19 protein-coding genes are annotated in these 17,756 nt (G+C 36.4%); 6 read left to right on the top strand and 13 right to left on the bottom strand.

All coding sequences use genetic code 11. From position 1 onward, the window contains the following. The first annotated feature begins 67 nt into the window (after positions 1 to 67). The 3 genes from REB14_RS11000 to REB14_RS10990 all read left to right on the top strand — a co-directional run bounded on the left by REB14_RS11000 (position 68) and on the right by REB14_RS10990 (position 3,816). Positions 68 to 634: a hypothetical protein gene (locus REB14_RS11000; protein WP_309522188.1), complete on the top strand. Its 567-nt coding sequence runs from the start codon at positions 68 to 70 to the stop codon at positions 632 to 634. A gap of 6 nt (positions 635 to 640) precedes the next feature. Continuing rightward, positions 641 to 2,764: a cation:proton antiporter gene (locus tag REB14_RS10995; RefSeq protein ID WP_309522187.1), complete on the top strand. Its 2,124-nt coding sequence runs from the start codon at positions 641 to 643 to the stop codon at positions 2,762 to 2,764. Between the two features lie 239 nt (positions 2,765 to 3,003). Further along, positions 3,004 to 3,816, top strand: a complete 813-nt coding sequence (locus REB14_RS10990) for a hypothetical protein (protein WP_309522186.1) — start codon at positions 3,004 to 3,006, stop codon at positions 3,814 to 3,816. A 226-nt stretch (positions 3,817 to 4,042) separates the two neighbouring features. On the opposite strand, the gene REB14_RS10985 is transcribed toward REB14_RS10990, so the two are convergent. Next, the gene (locus REB14_RS10985) at positions 4,043 to 5,155 is read right to left on the bottom strand and encodes a 5-(carboxyamino)imidazole ribonucleotide synthase (RefSeq protein WP_309522185.1); all 1,113 of its coding nucleotides are present in this window, start codon (positions 5,153 to 5,155) and stop codon (positions 4,043 to 4,045) included. 24 nt (positions 5,156 to 5,179) lie between these two features. After that, entirely contained in the window at positions 5,180 to 5,743 is a 564-nt protein-coding gene (locus tag REB14_RS10980; protein ID WP_238594277.1) for a DUF1543 domain-containing protein, read from the bottom strand. Positions 5,744 to 5,828: 85 nt separating this feature from the next. Between REB14_RS10980 and REB14_RS10975 the strand changes: the two genes are divergently transcribed. Further along, positions 5,829 to 6,659, top strand: a complete 831-nt coding sequence (locus tag REB14_RS10975; protein WP_034699871.1) for a sulfite exporter TauE/SafE family protein — start codon at positions 5,829 to 5,831, stop codon at positions 6,657 to 6,659. Then, complete coding sequence (locus REB14_RS10970) at positions 6,659 to 7,042, top strand: DUF1634 domain-containing protein (RefSeq protein WP_309522184.1); 384 nt, start codon at positions 6,659 to 6,661, stop codon at positions 7,040 to 7,042. Before REB14_RS10975 ends, REB14_RS10970 begins: the two co-directional genes overlap by 1 nt. A 3-nt stretch (positions 7,043 to 7,045) precedes the next feature. Here REB14_RS10970 and gloA2 read toward each other — a convergent pair whose 3' ends face one another. Then, positions 7,046 to 7,423, bottom strand: coding sequence for an SMU1112c/YaeR family gloxylase I-like metalloprotein (gene gloA2 / locus REB14_RS10965; RefSeq protein ID WP_079242678.1), 378 nt, complete (start codon positions 7,421 to 7,423; stop codon positions 7,046 to 7,048). 31 nt (positions 7,424 to 7,454) lie between these two features. Next, the gene (locus REB14_RS10960) at positions 7,455 to 7,895 is read right to left on the bottom strand and encodes a nuclear transport factor 2 family protein (protein WP_309522183.1); all 441 of its coding nucleotides are present in this window, start codon (positions 7,893 to 7,895) and stop codon (positions 7,455 to 7,457) included. A 109-nt stretch (positions 7,896 to 8,004) separates the two neighbouring features. Here REB14_RS10960 and REB14_RS10955 point away from each other — a divergent pair, with 109 nt between their 5' ends. Then, a complete protein-coding gene (locus REB14_RS10955; RefSeq protein ID WP_309522182.1) occupies positions 8,005 to 9,087 on the top strand; it encodes an endonuclease/exonuclease/phosphatase family protein in 1,083 nt (360 codons plus the stop codon). 43 nt (positions 9,088 to 9,130) lie between these two features. Here the strand turns inward: REB14_RS10955 and REB14_RS10950 are convergent, their stop codons facing one another. From REB14_RS10950 to REB14_RS10910, 9 genes are all read right to left on the bottom strand, one after another. After that, positions 9,131 to 10,189 (bottom strand): diphosphomevalonate decarboxylase, encoded by a 1,059-nt coding sequence (locus REB14_RS10950; protein WP_309522181.1) that lies wholly within the window; start codon positions 10,187 to 10,189, stop codon positions 9,131 to 9,133. A gap of 130 nt (positions 10,190 to 10,319) precedes the next feature. Next, positions 10,320 to 12,089, bottom strand: a complete 1,770-nt coding sequence (locus REB14_RS10945; RefSeq protein WP_309522180.1) for an AMP-dependent synthetase/ligase — start codon at positions 12,087 to 12,089, stop codon at positions 10,320 to 10,322. Further along, the gene (locus REB14_RS10940) at positions 12,086 to 13,099 is read right to left on the bottom strand and encodes an NAD-dependent epimerase/dehydratase family protein (protein ID WP_309522179.1); all 1,014 of its coding nucleotides are present in this window, start codon (positions 13,097 to 13,099) and stop codon (positions 12,086 to 12,088) included. The genes REB14_RS10945 and REB14_RS10940 overlap by 4 nt, the downstream gene beginning before the upstream one ends. A gap of 258 nt (positions 13,100 to 13,357) precedes the next feature. Beyond that, the gene (locus REB14_RS10935; protein WP_079242684.1) at positions 13,358 to 14,362 is read right to left on the bottom strand and encodes an MvdD family ATP-grasp ribosomal peptide maturase; all 1,005 of its coding nucleotides are present in this window, start codon (positions 14,360 to 14,362) and stop codon (positions 13,358 to 13,360) included. Beyond that, positions 14,355 to 15,311, bottom strand: coding sequence for an MvdC family ATP-grasp ribosomal peptide maturase (locus REB14_RS10930; RefSeq protein ID WP_079242685.1), 957 nt, complete (start codon positions 15,309 to 15,311; stop codon positions 14,355 to 14,357). Before REB14_RS10930 ends, REB14_RS10935 begins: the two co-directional genes overlap by 8 nt. A 74-nt stretch (positions 15,312 to 15,385) precedes the next feature. Continuing rightward, complete coding sequence (locus tag REB14_RS10925) at positions 15,386 to 15,610, bottom strand: microviridin/marinostatin family tricyclic proteinase inhibitor (protein ID WP_079242686.1); 225 nt, start codon at positions 15,608 to 15,610, stop codon at positions 15,386 to 15,388. A 52-nt stretch (positions 15,611 to 15,662) separates the two neighbouring features. Then, positions 15,663 to 15,899, bottom strand: a complete 237-nt coding sequence (locus tag REB14_RS10920) for a microviridin/marinostatin family tricyclic proteinase inhibitor (protein ID WP_034699857.1) — start codon at positions 15,897 to 15,899, stop codon at positions 15,663 to 15,665. A 116-nt stretch (positions 15,900 to 16,015) separates the two neighbouring features. After that, positions 16,016 to 16,795, bottom strand: coding sequence for an alpha/beta fold hydrolase (locus tag REB14_RS10915; protein ID WP_309522178.1), 780 nt, complete (start codon positions 16,793 to 16,795; stop codon positions 16,016 to 16,018). A 102-nt stretch (positions 16,796 to 16,897) separates the two neighbouring features. Further along, positions 16,898 to 17,617, bottom strand: a complete 720-nt coding sequence (locus tag REB14_RS10910; protein WP_079242688.1) for a pyridoxine 5'-phosphate synthase — start codon at positions 17,615 to 17,617, stop codon at positions 16,898 to 16,900. Positions 17,618 to 17,756 lie beyond the last annotated feature (139 nt).

Genomic DNA, 17,756 nt, shown 5'->3' with positions numbered 1-17,756 from the left:
TTATCGTCAGGGAGCATTTTCATATTCGTTCTATTTTCCTTATATTGTATACTCCAACCGATACAATATGCTGAAAAACACATTTTTTTTATTTCTTACCGCCTCTTTCCTTTTGATAAGTTGTGACTACAAAGAGAAAGAGAAAAACCTGACAGACAGGGAGAAACAACTTTTAGACAAAGAGAAACTATTTGCGAAGAAAGAATCCGAATATCAGTCACTTCTGAAAATGAGGGACAGTATTTTTTCCAAAAAAGATTCTGTAGTTATTACTTCTTCATGGCCTACGGAAATTTCCGGCCCATGGAATGGTAAAGTAATCTGTACAGAGTCCAACTGCAGCGAATATGCGGTAGGCGACCAACGTACTGACATCTGGGAGTTTGATAATGATTCTACCCAGCCTATTACCAAAATCATCAACAATAATAATCTGGTAAGGCTATACACAGGCAAGTTTGAAAACAATGAGATCAGACTGTCTTTCAAAACCGATTCTACAGCCAAAAAGAATGTAGAAATGAGCGTTCTTCTTAATGATATTTCGGACAACAAGATCAAAGGAACCAGAACCATCACATCGGATGGCTGTACCGCCAAGTTCTCTGTTGAATTAGTACGTTCCACAAAATAAACACCTATGATTTTACTGAGTATACACAACCTGAGTCTTCCTATAGAAGATCCGGTACTGAAGTTCCTGTTGGTACTGGTCATCATCCTGGCAGCACCATTGCTGCTAAATAAAATTAAAGTTCCCCACCTTTTGGGGCTTATCATCGCCGGAGCCATCATTGGTCCAAACGGATTCAATGTATTATCCAGAGACAGCAGTATTGTAGTAACCGGAACTACCGGACTTCTTTACATCATGTTTCTGGCAGGGCTGGAGATTGATATGGGTGACTTTAAAAAGAATAAATGGAAAAGCCTCACCTTTGGTATTTATACCTTTACGGTTCCCTTTATATTGGGATATCTGGGAGGATATTATCTTTTACATTTCTCCATGCTGACTTCCATTCTGTTTGCCAGTCTTTTTTCTTCTCACACTCTTATTGCATATCCGTTAGTGAGTAAGTTGGGAATTGCGAAAAATAAGGCAGTTAATATTACCGTTGGAGGAACAATGATCACAGATATTCTTGCGTTATTGGTGCTTGCTGTGATTGTGGGGATGTCTCAGGGAGATGTAGGAACTGAATTCTGGGTTAAACTATCAGTTTCATTTGTAGTTTTTGCCCTGATTGTACTTATTGTATTCCCCATCATCGGACGTTGGTTTTTTAAAAGAGTGGATGATAAAATCTCTCAGTATATTTTTGTACTGGTCATGATTTACCTGGCGGCTATGCTTGCTGAACTGGCCGGTGTAGAAGCCATCATCGGGGCATTCTTTGCCGGATTAGCTTTAAACAGACTTATTCCTCACACGTCTTCTCTGATGAACAGGGTTGAGTTTGTAGGAAATGCCATCTTTATTCCTTTTTTCCTGATCAGTGTAGGAATGCTGATTGATTTCAAGGTATTCTTTAAAAGCTGGGAAACACTGGAAGTTGCCGGAATTATGCTGGTAGCCTCTATCGGAGGGAAATATCTCTCTGCAGTGGCGACTCAAAAGACCTTCAGGCTGACCAAAGAGGAAGGAAAACTAATTTTCGGATTAAGTTCTGCTTCCGCAGCAGCAACACTGGCTTCCGTAATGGTAGGATACAACATCATCCTTTCTGAAACCGAAACCGGAGAACCTGTAAGATTATTGAATGAACATGTCTTGAACGGAAGTATTTTACTGATTCTTATTTCCTGTACCATCTCCTCTTTCATTTCTATGGCAAGTGCTCAGAAAATTGCGGAAAGTGATAATGAAGATACCGTTTCCGGAAATACCCATGAGGAAGAAAACATTCTCTTAGCTATTAATCATGAGGCAACTGTTGAGAGAATGGTCAACTTAGGAATTCTGATCAAAGCACACTCCAATACTGAAGATTTGTTTGCGTTGAATGTCATCAATGAAGATAAAAATGAGTCTTCAGTGAAGAATGCTGAAAAACTACTCCATCAGGCAGCAGATGCGGCGGCAGCGGCAGATGTGAAATTACAGGCTTTAAAAAGATATGATAATGATGTCATCAATGGAGTCAATAACGTGATTAAAGAACAGAAAATTACAGACCTTATTATCGGACTGGAAGATGAAAAAGGGTTCTCCCCTTCCTTTGTGTATAACCTTTACAACGGTTATCTGCAGAATGATGATGTGAATGTACTGGTATATCACGCTGCACAACCGCTTTCCACCATTAAAAAATATGCAGTGATGATTCCTGAAAACGCTCATCAGGAGGCAGGATTCTTCCATGCATTGCTGAGAGTATGGAACATTGCCCGAAATTCCGGTGCTACGGTTGTTTTTTATGCTCCTGAAAACATTATTGATATTCTTCAGAAAATCATTAAAAAAGCCAATATAGAAGCAGAATTCATTATCATGAGCACATGGCAGGATGGTGAAAGAACAGCGGCACAGCTTAAAGATGATGAAGCTTTAATTATTCTGATGGCAAAACGTGGAATGAAATCTTATATTCCAAGAATGAGGCTGATCCCTGAACTTCTGAACAGGAATTTAAGCGATAATAATTATCTGCTGATTTTCCCTTTCTCAGAATATGATAAAAACAGTCCGGAAATACGTTCGGTAGGAAATCATGGAGATTTTGTGGAGATTGGAAATGTGATTCAGAAGATATTTAAATAAGAGATTGGAAGCTGGAAGAGGGATGATGAAGGTTATTGATATATGAATAATCATTTTTATTAAATCATCAAACCATTCAGTCATCAATATGAATGGGTTATTATCCTAAGCGCAGTCGAAGGGAGCCCGATATAAATAAGAATAACATAAATAAAATTGGCTTTAGCCGAAACCTAAAATTAAGTTTCAGCTAAAGCCAATTCTTATTGAATTTCGTATTTTGGTCAAAAAAATAACCTATGAAACAAACTATCGGATTTCTCTTCTTTTTTCTGTCCATCATTCTTTCTGCACAAAGCCTCACTCTTTCGGATAAAGAACTGAAAAAGAAATTGGATTCTATCAAAACTGAAGGAAATCTACTCTATTCTTACGAAAATGCATCATGGCATGCAGGAGATCTTGTAGGCAGCAATAAAAGGCTTGCTGAAAATACCGGAAGCTATATCACATACCAGAAAAATGACACCATCAAAACTTCCTTTCTTAATAAAGCCGGTAATATGGTGATCGCAGAACTTTCTTTCAAAAATAACCAAGCAAAACCTGTAAAAGAAAATTTTAAAGAAAGGGTAATTAATGAAACTGAAAACACTTTAAAAAATATCCGTTCAACTGTTATTCCTCAGCTGTCTGATCCAAAATATGCGGTAACGGTACCACAAGGCTATAGTCTTAATATGATTATTATCCCGTTTAATGAAAACTATAAAGTTTATTTAATACCAGGTACGGCACAGTCCGGAGTCATTCCTTTCGGAAATGATTATCTTTTTGTTTCTGATAAAAAAGGGAATATTATTTCCCATAAAAAATTTCATTCAAGACTTATTCCAACCTCTACAATATTGGAAAATGGAGGAACAGTAACAATGTCTACTCACAGCCATTTGGTAACCAATCCTTTTATTTCAGCAACGGACATTTGCACGTTTAAACTCTATGCACCGCTTACAACGCTGGAAGAATTTTCTGTTTTGTCAACAGCTTTAGGAAGTTATATGAAATACAATTATAAAAAAGACAATATTGAGGTGGTTAAGAAGCCTTAATTATAAAAATATTTAAACCATCAATAGCGTCGGGCTTTAGCCCGATGTGAACAATCGAAATAAAATTGGCTTTAGCCGAAACCTAAAATTAAGTTTTGGCTAAAGCCAATTGAATAGATAATTATTGATAAACGGGCTAAAGCCCGTTCCTATTGAATAAAAACATAACAAAAAGGGAGCTGTTTTAAAGATAAAAAACAGCTCCCTTATTTATTGTAAACTGATATTATTCAGCAATCACTCTTACCATTCCTTTCACCTGTATAAGCTTTTCCATAAGCTCTTCTCTGGAATCTGCAAGAACGTTGATGTGCCCCATTTTTCTTCCCGGCTTGGTCTCTGTTTTTCCGTATAAGTGAATGTACGTTTCAGGAAGCTTAAGAACATCATCCATTCCTTCATACACTACTTTTCCGGCATATCCTTCTGCTCCTACCAGATTCAGCATTCCGCTGTAAGTGATGGCATCGGTATCAGCTAAAGGTAAGTTTTTAACGACACGGTACATTTGTTCAAACTGGGAATTCGTATTTCCTTCCTGGCTCTGATGTCCTGAATTGTGCAGTCTTGGAGCAGTTTCATTCACCCATACTTTTCCTTCTTTATCAAGGAACAATTCGATGGCAAATAATCCCGGAGAATTCACCGCAGCTAAGAATTTCTCAGTAATAGAATCAATCTGGTTCTGAACATCTTCTGTTAAAAGAACCGGACATACATTGAAGTCTAAAAGATTCAGCTTTGGATCGGCTACCATTTCTGTTACAGGGAAAATATTGGTTTCTCCTTTCTCGTTTCTTGCTACGATAACAGAAAGTTCTTTTTCAATATCTACAAGACTTTCGATAACAGATGCTTCCGTCCACAGATGCTGATAGTCTTCTTCCGTTTTGATTACCTGTACTCCTTTTCCATCATAGCCTCCCGTATTCATCTTCTGAACAAATGGCAGCGGCATGATGATCTTTTCATCACTGTTCCATACCACCTGAAATTCCGGGCTTGGAATATCATGAGCTTTATAAAATTCTTTCTGAAGGATCTTTTGCTGAATTGTTTTGATGATATTGGCATTCGGAACCACTTTTATTCCTTGTTTTTCAAGTTCTGCCAATGCATCAGCATTTACGTGCTCAATTTCAATGGTGACAACATCTTTATCTTTTCCGAAGTTCAAAACCGTTTCATAATCATTGAAATTTCCCTGCGTAAAATACGAGATATTATGGCATGGTGCATCAGAAGCCGGATCCAGAGTATAAAACTCATCATCATACTTCAGTGCACTTTGTATCAACATTCTTCCCAGCTGTCCGCCTCCCAGAATTCCTATTTTCATTTTTTATTTTTATTAGATTTACTCTTATTGAATTTTATCAATTTTTAAATAGCCCAGTCCCATTGGGTTCTCCTGATTTTCTTCATCAGACTTTTGAAGAATGATAGTATATTTTTCTTTCATATAGGCCGGAAGGATATCACTTACATTGAAAATATCATCAATATCCACTCCATGCTTATCATCAATATGACTTACTGCACCTTCAAACCCCATGGTCTGATAAAATTCCGTAGCTTTTGCTCTTTTTATAATCTCTCCCATAGACTGTCCTACCATTAAGTGCTGCTCATGAAATTCTTCAAAGAAGCCTGGTTTATAACCTCCTAGATTCAGAAAAAACAATTGGTTTTCTGATGTTTTTTCACCTTTTTCTGCAATTTCCACCTTGTAGCCGTCTGCAAATCTCACTTCCTGATAACAATCCAGGTGAATTTTTCCTTCTGCTTCCTTCCAAAATTCTTTCATATCAGGAATCAGATCTTTCAGATTCTCCGCTATTCCGAAGAAAACATCGTGCTGCTCTATATTTCTGCCTTTGGGTGTTGCCCCGAGGATGACATAAAATAATTTCAATTCATTTTTCATGCATACAAAAATACGTTAAATTTATCTTTTTCAAATGTTTGGCAGACTACTACAATAATTTTATATTTGTAGTATTATTTGTAGTATGTCAGAAATCATCATACTCTTCCTTGGCGCAATTTCCGCGGGTCTTTTAGGTTCACTTACGGGTTTAGGAGGAGGAGTTATCATCATTCCTTTATTAACGCTAGGTTTTGGCGTTCCAATGCATTATGCTATCGGTGCTTCGCTCATTTCTGTGATCGGAACCTCTTCCGGTGCGGCTGTAGCTTTCGTAAAAGAAGGTTTTACCAATATGAGAATCGGGATGTTTCTCGAAATAGCCACCACCGCAGGAGCTATTGTGGGTGCTCTGGTTTCAGGAATGCTTAACCCAAATACAATTGGAATTATTTTCGCAAGTATTCTTCTTTTAACGGTTATTTTAAACCTTAAAGGAAAACCAGATCATCAGGAACCTTTGGTGAAAGGAAGTCTTGAAGAGAAACTGAAACTGTATGGAACGTTCCCTGATAAAGGAGTTTTGAAAAGCTATTCTGCAAGAAATACCATTCCCGGATTTTTGATGATGATGTTTGCAGGGGCAATGTCCGGACTTTTAGGAATTGGTTCCGGTGCGTTGAAGGTCTTGGCGATGGACAATATGATGAAGCTTCCTTTCAAAGTATCTACAACTACCAGTAATTTCATGATTGGAGTAACGGCAGTAGCCAGTGCCCTGATCTATTTCCAGAGAGGTGAGATTATTCCGGTAATTGTAGCACCGGTATTGATTGGTGTTGTCATCGGAAGTTTTATCGGTTCAAAAACCCTGATGGTATCAAAGACCAAAAAATTAAAAGTATTTTTTGCCATTGTGATTACCATTCTTTCAATTTATATGATGTATAACGGTATCAACAAAAGCTTCAGATAATGAAAAAGAATTTTACAGATGTAGATCTGAACCGTTCGGTAGGAAACCTTCTGAGATTGGGTGTTATTCTTTCTGTGGCTACATCGCTTATTGGTTTTATCAAGTTATTTTTTGAAGGCTTTAAAATGCCCGAAAAATATACCAGCCTTGTTGTAGGTACTTCTTCTGAAAAGGTATGGGGACATTTTTGGGACTCTCTATGTAAAGGAGAAGGTACAGCTATTATTCAGCTAGGTATTCTTTTGTTGATTTTCACGCCCCTGATGAGAATTGTTTTCGCTTTAATAGGCTATTTAAAAGAAAAAGATTACGTATATGTAATCATTTCTTCTATTGTTTTAGCAATTATGGCAGTGAGTTTCTTTGCAGGTTACGCACACTAATTTTTACATTTCATAGAACTCTAACGGCAGCTGGTCGGGGTCCTGGGTAAAGAAAAATTCTTTTCCGGTAAATTCATCTATGCGGATTTCTTCACAGATTAATCCTTTTGCTACCAGTTCATTTCGTTTTTCTGTAATATTCTCCACCGAGAAAGCAAGATGCCTTAATCCACATGCTTCGGGGCGTGACGGACGTTGCGGCGGATCAGGAAAAGAGAATAGTTCTATTACATAATGCTCCCCGATTGCCAGATCAAGTTTATAAGACTGTCTTTCTTCACGGTATACTTCACGGATGATATTCAGCTCTAAAATTTCCGTGTAAAATTTCTTTGAAACAGCATAATCTGAACAGATGATGGCAATATGATGGATCTTCATTTTTTTAATTTTAATCTATTTCTTAATTCTACTATTGTATTTCTTTACAGTTATCTTTTCTTCTTGTGTCAATAATATACTGAATTTTCCATTCATTATTCTGCTTCACCAGTTGAAAACTATTAGCTCCACAATGTGATAATTTTCCTTTTAAATAAAAAGAGTAAGGCGTAAATACACTTGCCAGATTATCATCCGTATGAATGGCTTCTACTGTAATTCTTTCTTCCAGATCTCCTTTTGAAAATTTGGAAACCGAGGTAATGAAATCCGTAATACTATCACTTTTCACAGAACCGTCTTTTGTGATGGTTTGGAGCACTGCATTCTCCGCAAAAGCTGATTTTACTAATTCCGGATCTGCATTTTTCATACCAAGGAATAAGTTACGGATAGGTTTTTCAATCTCTTTATTCTGCTGCCCGAAACCTGAAATACTGACGAGCAGAAGAATGCCGGCAATTTTTTTCATATGATGAATTTTAAGAAATAAAAATAGATAAAATAAAATTTAAATTGATTAACAAATTTTAAAATTCATTTTCCTTAAATTGTGGTCAAAATTATTTCAGAGCTTTTATATGTGGATTATTTATCTGACTTTGGCCATACTTCTTCTGGTCATGACATTATTACCAAAAATTCAGCATTCTCACTGGATATTCAGGGTTCCGGAATTTGCTAAAATACAGATTACTTATCTTACCTTTTTCACTTTTACATTAGGCTTTTTTACTGATTCTAAAGAATATTTATGGTATTATCAGGGACTTCTTCTGGTCTTATTTGTTCATCACAGTCATACCCTCATCAAATATACCCGTTTTTATCCTGTAAAAAAATACAGACAACGTCATAAGTCTTCTGATAGGCTGCATTTTATTTCTGCCAATGTTTATCAGTTCAATAAAGAGTATGAGAAATTCATCGGACTTGTTAAAAAGCATAATCCTGATTTTTTCATGACCATGGAAAGCAATGGTGATTGGGAAAAGGCCATGAGATCTTTAGAAAAAGAATATACTTATCAGCATAAGGTAACTCTTGAAAATACCTACGGCATGCATTTTTATTCCAGGATTGAAATCAAAGAAGCAAAGACTCATTATTTTGTGGCTGATGATATTCCGAGTATTGAGATCCATATGAAAACAGCTGATGGCTTTTCTTTTGTTTTCTTTGGGGTACACCCGCCACCGCCAAGTCCTACAGAAGAAGAAACCTCAAAGGAAAGAGACGGCGATCTTCTAAGCACAGCCAAATGTGTGAAAGACATCAAAAAACCTGTTATAGTGGTAGGAGACTTCAATAATGTTGCATGGTCGAGATCATCTGTACTTTTCAGAAAAACGAGTCATCTTATAGATCCCAGAATCGGGCATTCTTTTGTTTCTACTTTCCATGCAAAATACCGCCTTTTAAGGTTTCCTATTGATCTGATGTTTCACAGTGAAGATATTTTTATTAAACAGCTGAAAACCTTGGAAAATTTTGGTTCAGACCACCTTCCGGTATATTGCGAGTTTTTCATAGATCATCACAATGATGAACAGGAAAAGCTTATAGAAACAGCAACTGCTGAAGAAAAAACAGAGGCTGAAATCATGATAGAAGAAGGGAAGAAAGAAGATGGAGACCGGGAAACTGTTGTTACTGAAGATTAAAAAAGTGGGCTAAAGCCCACTCCTATTGAATATTTATTCTTATTTAAAATTTCATTATATCCTTCACTACTCCATTCTTTTGAGTGTATTTTAATAATTCAGTTTCAATGAAAGTTTTGATCTGTTCTTCAGAACCATTACTTGGAAACAGAAGGTGAACATTCGCTCCGGCATCCAATGTAAAGAATAAAGGAAGTCCGGTTTCTCTTCTGAAATCCCAGATTTTATTGATGACTTCCAATGTTCCTGTTTTCATCAGGATAAAAGCCGGATCGCTCATCATCATCATTGCATGTAGCGTAAGTGCTTCATGCTCTACCAGCTTGATAAAGCTTTCCATGTCACCGCTTTTAAGGATTTCTTTCATCGGAACAAAGTTTTCTCTTGCTTCCTGGAATCTTCTTTCTGCATAAGGATTCGTATTCATCAAGCCGTGTCCTACGGTTGAAGAAACACTTTTCTGACCTTCATGAATCAGCAATACCCAATCATTAAAATTTTTGAAAACTTCATGAATTTCGGTATCGGGATACTGTACTCCGAACAAATCTGAACTTCCTGCTACCTCATCAGTTTTTCCCCATACAACAAGACCATTATATAAGCTTCGGCATGCACTTCCACTTCCTAATCTTGCTAAAAATGAAGCTTTTCTCAAAGATTCTTCTTCAAAAGTTTTTTCTGTAAAGGAAGCATCCAACGCCATCAGACATTTTGCAATGGCTCCAAATCCTGAAGCTGAGCTGGCAATACCGGAACTGTGTGGAAATGTATTCTCTGTTCTGATGATATATTTCCCTTTTAAAATCCACGGAAGATACTGTTCTATATTTCTGAAATATTTTTCAATTTTTTCGGCAAATTTCACTTCTTCGTTTCCAGCCAGGAAAGTCTGTACTGAAAAAGTTTCATTGGCTATAAATTCCATTGAAGTATTGGTTTTACAATGGTTTAAAGTATAGCTGACACTTGGGTTTGCAGGAATCTGATCAGCATATTTTCCCCAGTATTTAATCAGGGCAATATTAGACGGACAGCTTTCTGAAACCGTTTGGGTATGAATGGTGAAATTTTCTTTTCCTATAAAATCTTGTGTCGTCATAGTTTAATTTAAATCATTATTTTGAACCACCCTGTCAAAAATTTTTTTGAATTTTCGCTAGCTCTCCAAGGAAGGGGAATTTTCACATCTTCAGTTGTAATTGATGTGAAAACAGGGGGTCAAAAAAATTTTAGTACATCTTCTCTATAATATCTGCATATTTTTTAATAACCACATTTCTTTTGACTTTCAGTGTAGGAGTTATTTCTCCTGTATTGATATCAAATTCTGCCGGCATTAAAGTAAATTTCTTCACTTTTTCATAGTCTGCCAGATGGTCCTGTAATTCTTTTATTTTTTCTTTGTAAAGATGAACTATCTTTTCATTTTTTGCAGCCTCTTCCCAATTGGTAAAAGGAATATTATTCTTTTTGATATAATCCTGTAAAAATTCAAAATTAGGAACAATCAATGCTGAAACAAACTGTCTTCCTTCCGCAATCAGCATAATCTGCTGAATAAAATTATTGTTGGTCAAAAGGTTTTCAATTTGTTGTGGAGCGATGTATTTTCCGTTGGAAGTTTTCATCAGGTCTTTGATTCTGTCTGTGATGATCAGGTTTCCTTTATCATCAAACTTTCCAGCATCACCGGTTTTGAACCATCCGTCTTCTGTGAATACTTTCTCAGTTTCGTCAGGTTTATTGTAGTATCCTTTCATGATTCCGTTCCCTCTGGCCTGGATCTCATCATTTTCTCCGATACGCATTTCTACTCCCGGAAGAGGTTTTCCACTCGTCCCATGTTCAAAATGAGTAAGAGGAAAAAGAGTTAATGTAGCAGTAGTTTCCGTTAATCCGTACCCAACCGTCACATGAATTCCTACCGATTCAAAGAAACGAGTCACTTCCGGTGACAATGATGCTCCACCACAAGGTAAGAACCAAAGTCTGCCACCCATTTTTTCTTTTATTTTACTGAAAACCAATCGGTCTGCTATAGCTTCTTTGAATTTTAATCCAAAAGGAACTGGTTGTTCATTTCTTCTTAATTCGGCAGTCTCCCATCCGGTTTTAAGCGCCCAGTCGAAGATTTTCTTCTTTAATGATGAACCTTCTTCTGCTTTTTCCAGAACTCCTGCATATACTTTCTGGAAAAATCTTGGTACCGCACACATCATAGTAGGTTTTACTTCTTCCAGTGCTTTGGCAACATTTTTCGGGTCTTCAAGGAAATACACGCGGGCACCACCATATAAGCATAATAAACTCCAGCTTCTTTCAAAAACATGGCTTAACGGTAAGAATGCCAGTGAGAGCTCTTCTTCAAAGTTTTTAAACTTAAAAAATTCAAAGTGTGAGTCGAATGCTTTGATGAAATTCCCATGGGTAAGCATTACTCCTTTTGGGATTCCGGTAGTTCCGGAGGTATAGATTAATGTAGCGATATCATCATTTTCTTTCTTACAGATCTCCAGCTCCGGTGAAGCTTTTGCAATGAAATCTTCAAGATAAAAACTGTTGAATTCTTTCTTGATCCATACTGCTTTTTTGGAAACAATAATCGTTTCCAGATGATTGTCTTCTTTATGTAAAAACTCAAGACAGGCATCGTACTGCATCTGATTTCCTACTAAAACTGCTTTAGCTCCGGAATCGTTGATGATATGTTCTGCCTGTTCAGCATTATTGGTTGAATAAATTGGTACTGTGACTGCACCGATAGCCATTGATGCCAGATCCATGATCATCCATTCTGATGAATTATCTGAATAAATTGCCACTCTGTCATTCTCCTGAACTCCGGATTCTTGTAAGGCATTGGCTGTTTTAAAAATAATTTCACTGAATTTTTTCCAGCTCAGCTCTTTCCAGGCCGCATCTTTCTTTTTAAATCCGATGGCCGCTTTTATAGGATGTTTTTCTACATTTTTAAGGATAATTGCCTCTGCAAGATTCATTTCTTCAGCTTTTTGTCGTTAATATAATTATTCAGGTGAAAGTCAATACTTTCTTTTACGGGAATAAACTGATAGTTCAGTTTTTCTTTGACTTTGTGATTGGAAATGGTGTTGAATGAAGAGATGGCCTCAATATTTGATTTGGTGACCATTTTGAGTTTTGGAATCAGCCATCCGAATAGAGTGTTGGCTATTCTTCCGATATTGAGTACAGATTGGGAAAGAATTCTTGCATCTTTAAGCCCCAAGCGGGTTCTTACCTGTTTGGCAAGGTCTGCATATCTGTTATTTTCAGCAACAATAATAAAACGTTCTCCGAAAAGGTTATTTTCCATTAATCCAATAGCTGTATTGGCAACGTCTCTTACGTCAACATAGGCAGAACCTCCTGAAAAAGTAAAGCTATTGTCTTCAAAGGTTGAGAAAAGCTCACCGCTGCTTTGGCTCCAGTTTCCGCTTCCTACAATCATTCCAGGGTTGATGATCACTACATTCAGGCCTTCTGCTGATGCTCTCCATGCTTCCATTTCTGATAAATGCTTAGAAATGGAGTATGCAGAATGTTCCAATTTCGGATTAAAGTCAGAATCTTCGTCCAGTTCTCCTTTTTCATTGAAATTATCGAGAACAGCAACAGAACTTACATGGAGGAATTTTTTAACGTTTGATCCTTCGCAGGCAAACAATAGATTTTCTGTACCCTTGATATTGGTATGGTACATTTCTTTTTCATCTTTGGGATGAAAGCTTACTTTTGCAGCACAGTGATACACCTCATCTACACCTTGCAGTGCAGTTTTTAAAGAATCGAGATCATCAAAATCTACGTTGATCCATTCAATTTTATTGAAAAAATCATCAGGATTCTCCGTATAAAAGCTATATGAATGCTTTACTTCGTTTAAATTACTGCCCGGTCGTTTGGAAGCACGTACGTTTTCCCCTCTTTTAAGAAGTTCCAGTACAATTATTCTTCCCAGAATTCCGGTAGCACCTGTTACAAAAATCATTAATTATTTTCTTGATTGCTGACTAAAATATAACAATATTTTCTATCCGGCAATTCTTCAGGTTTCTGTAAAAATTACCCCGAAAAAATGCTTTTGCAAATTTGCGATTTTTAAAGCATAATTCAAGTTAATTTAACCAATATTATCATTCACAGAACAACAAACCGGAAAATTTTAACAACATCAGGGTATTAAATTTAAAAGTCCTGAAAGAATTGACAACTTTCAGGACTTTTATGGTTAAAAAACACTTTGTTTTTAAGCCATTACTTCATTATTTCTTCTTGGAGCTTTATCGCAAAGAACATCTGCAATACTCTTTGAAATAAGGTTTCCTTCTGTAAGATTATCCAGCCAGAAGAATTCTCCTGCAGCATTGATCTCTATGAAGTAATATTCATCTTCAGGAGAAACAATCATGTCTATTGCTCCGTAATCAACATTATAAATATCAAGCAGTTCTAGGAGTTTTGCTTCCACATCTGCCGGAAGTTCTGTTCTGTTCCATTTATCGATAAGATTCACACCATCTTTTCTCCAGTCTACTTTAGCATCTTCAGACTGCTGAGAATCTATTTCGAATGCAAAAACATCTCTTCCCACAATGGTAATACGAAGTTCTTTTTTCTTTTGAATCATCTGCTGAAACTGCATTGGACAGTACAACAATGAATCCAGTTCTTCCAGTTTATCTTCGCCAACAACGTTCGTAAACACTACATTTTCTACTCCTTCTTCATAAATGGCAAAACCGGTCTGCATTTTGGCCACCACATTTTGATGTTTTACAATAAATTTCCTTGCTTCATCCGGATTATTGGTAAGACAGGTTGCAGGAATTGTCAGACCTAATTTATCTGCAATTTTCAATTGTTCTTCTTTACTGTCGAGTCTTCTGTACACACTTGGTTTACCTAAGGAATAGGCATCTACAGATTCGAAGAAACCGAAAAGGGTATTACGGATTTCTCCCATTGCGGCACCGTAAAATTTAGTATCCATTTCTTCTCGCAGACCTTTTCCTATGTTGTATGCTCTTCTGTACCAGATTGCAGAAATATCATCCAGTCTGTGTTTTGCTTCAGGGGTTTCAAGAATACTTACCCATTCTCCATCCTGGAAAATAGTGGATAGTTTGTTTTGTAATGGATAAACGTCTACATCAAAGCGAATGACTTCACAATTATTTTTTTCAATGTATTCTGTTACTTTTTCAATGGAAAAATTATCTGCGGTATGGGTAATTATTAAAATTTTATTCATGGAAATTGATTCTTTTGATAAGATTGTCGGCAATTCTTTCTGCAATAGGAAATCCCAGCTCTTTCTGAAGCATTCCCCACTCTCCCTGAGGATTGACTTCAAGGAAGTAATAAATACTGTCTCTTCCCTTGATCATATCGATCGCTCCTATATAAAGTCCCATTTCTTTCATCATGGAAGTGAGATTGGCTTTAACAGCATCAGGTAATTCATATGCTTCCCAGAAATAGCCATCACGGGCTACTCTCCAGTCTGCATTTTCACTGTTATTGATTTTTCCTGTGAAGAACTCACCATCTACATATACTATTCTTAATTCATATTCTTTGTCAATGTAGGGTTGAAAAATCATCGGACAGTAAGCAATATCTGAAAGGTGTTCTAAAGATTCTTCCTCAATAACTGTAGTGGAAATCATGTTTTCCCCTGACATTGTTTTGGCAGTAACTCCGTGAAGCTTCGCAATGGCTTTTCCCCGGCAGTATTGATAGAAAAATGTCGTTATTTTTTCTTCATCATTGGAAAAAATGGTTTTGGGAATGGTTAAGTTATTTCTTTGTGCTATTTTCAGCTGAAATATCTTATTTCCATCTATTTTTTTTTCATTTTCATAAGGGTTGATCCAGGGAATATGTTCTAAAGCAGTCATCAGATTATACCTCAGGCTTCCATATTCATTGAGAAAAATTTTTTCATAATCCAGATCCAGTTCTTCGGGAGCACTGATCCTCCAGGCTTTTCTGTGCCATACGCCTTTTATAGTGTCAGAATGGATCGTATTTCCCGATTCATCCGTCAGTTCAAATGAATTTTCATGAATACTAATTTTCTGAAGGTGATTCAGACGATCGGAATTCAATCTGAAATAAGGAATATTTTGGGAGTTCAGATATTCGAAAAAAAGATCAATATTATAAAAATCCTGTGAATGGGTGATGCAGAGAATCATTTGCCGGTTGTATTAAAAAGGGAAACTTACTATTTAAGTTTCCCCTACTATTTTATTTAAAATTCGTTCTGATCTTACAGTGGAAGAGTGATTGTATCATCATCACCATCAGAAGGATATTTCAGCGTGTGCATCATATCATCTTTTGGAGAAGTTACCGTATCTATTGTCGGTTTTGTGATCAAATCTCTTTCAGCAAGTGTAATGTCACTTCCTCCTTTTACCGTTTCCGGATCTTTAACCTGTTTTTCTAAGAATGATGCGAAAAACGGCTTCTTCTTTGAGTTGTTGCTTTCCATAATGTTTTAGTTTTGGTTTGATATATAATTTAGCTTAAGCTTTAGTATATTTCTATGCTTCTAAAACATCCTCATCACCGTCAGAAGGATATTTCATCGTTACATTGTCATTGTCAGGTTTTGTAACATTATCCTTAATAGGAGTAGTAATCTGATCCTGAAGAGATGTAGTAATCTGATCTGCCAATACAGAAGTAATACCCCCTCCTTTTACTGTTTCAGGGTCTTTAACCTGTTTTTCTAAGAATGATGCAAAAAATGGCTTCTTTTTTGAATTTTTGTTTTCCATAAGTTAATATTTTTATTGTTTTTTGAAAATCCAAAGTACAAAAAATTCAAATCATGGAGAAATAATATTACGTTTTAATAAAAATTTAACATAATATCACAATTCAAAGAATAAAATTAATTCAAACCCAGAAAATCCTTCACTACATTTGCAAAATCAACCGGGTTTTCCGCTTGTACCCAATGTCCTGCATTCTTCACCGTTACTATTTTAGCTTTAGGGAATTGCTGCTTGATTCCGAATTCGTCCTGTGGCAGGATATAATTGGATTTTGCCCCTGCTATAAACAAGGTTTCACCTTCAAAAACTCCGAATTTAATCGCATTGGAAACAAATTCAGTATATTTTTCAGATAAAGTATTAAGATTGAATCTCCAACCCAGTTTTTTATTGTCATCCCAATACAGGTTTTTCGTTAAAAACTGCACGGTAGATCTTTCCGGAATATATTGGTTCAAAACAGCTTCTACTTCATTTCTTGAAGATACTGTATCAAAGTCTACTGTTTCCAGCGCTTTGATAATTCCCTGATGATGTGGTGGATATGCTTTAGGTGAAATATCTACAACAATCAGTTTTTCAACACGTTCAGGATATTTTACAGCAAACTGCATTACTGCTTTTCCGCCTAAAGAATGCCCTAAAACATGTGCTTTCTGAATGCCATAATAATCCATATAACGAGCTATATCATCTGCCAGATCATCATGAGACATGCTCTCTGAATGAAAGCTTCTTCCATGGTTTCTAAGATCGATCAAGTGTACCGGAAGATATTCTCCAAGATCTTTTCCGAAACTTCCCCAGTTGTCAAGCATTCCGAACAATCCGTGAAATACAAGAAGTGGCGTATTCGTTACATTTTCGCCGAATATTTTTGAATTTAAAATTTCCATATTTTTAGAAGTTAGATGTGAGAAATCAGAAGTTAGATAATATAAGAGATCAGAAACAAAGTTGTACTAACTTCTAGTATCTAGCTTCTAATTTCTTATTTATTACCATTTTGCCAGTCTCTTCAGATAAGCCTGAACAGTGTTTTCCAATCCCATGTAAAGTGCTTCTGAAACCAAAGCATGCCCAATAGATACTTCCAAAAGGTTGGGAATGGTATCTGCAAAGTACTTCAGATTTTCTAAACTCAGATCATGTCCGGCATTGATTCCCAATCCTAATTTGCTGGCTTCAACAGCCGTATCGTAATAAGGTTTTATGGCCTGTTCTTTATTGATAAGATAATTTTTTGCGTAAGCTTCGGTATACAGTTCAATTCTGTCTGCTCCTGTTTTAGCTGCATATTCTACAAGCTCAGGTAAAGGATCCAGGAAAACAGAAGTACGGATTCCTGCTTTTTTAAATTCAGCAATGATCTCTGTAAGGTAATCAAGATGTTTTTTTGTATCCCAACCTGCATTGGATGTAATAGCATCATCAGCATCCGGTACCAGAGTCACCTGTTCAGGCTTCACTTCCAATACCATGTCAATAAAATCCTGATGAGGATTTCCTTCAATATTAAACTCAGTCGTAACCAATGGCTTCAGATCATAGACATCTTTTCTTGTGATGTGCCTTTCATCAGGTCTTGGATGGATGGTAATCCCCTGTCCTCCGAATTCCTGAATTTTTACAGCAGCTTCTGTAACACTTGGGGTTTCACCTCCTCTTGCATTTCTTAACGTCGCAATTTTATTAATGTTTACGCTTAGTTTTGTCATTTTTTATTTTAGATGTTAGATATGAGATGTTAGAAGTCAGAAGCTTGGGGTTGGACTAAAATCCAGACTTTACACTTCTTTTGGTCTTCTAATTCGTTATCATTTAAAAGTTTATTATAAATTTATTTAAACGGGCTGA

It is taken from the genome of Chryseobacterium metallicongregator (assembly GCF_031324065.1).
In the GTDB taxonomy this organism is placed as follows: Bacteria; Bacteroidota; Bacteroidia; order Flavobacteriales; family Weeksellaceae; genus Chryseobacterium; species Chryseobacterium metallicongregator.
Note: the sequence above shows the minus strand (reverse complement) of the source record. Positions and strands in the feature narration are given on the sequence as shown.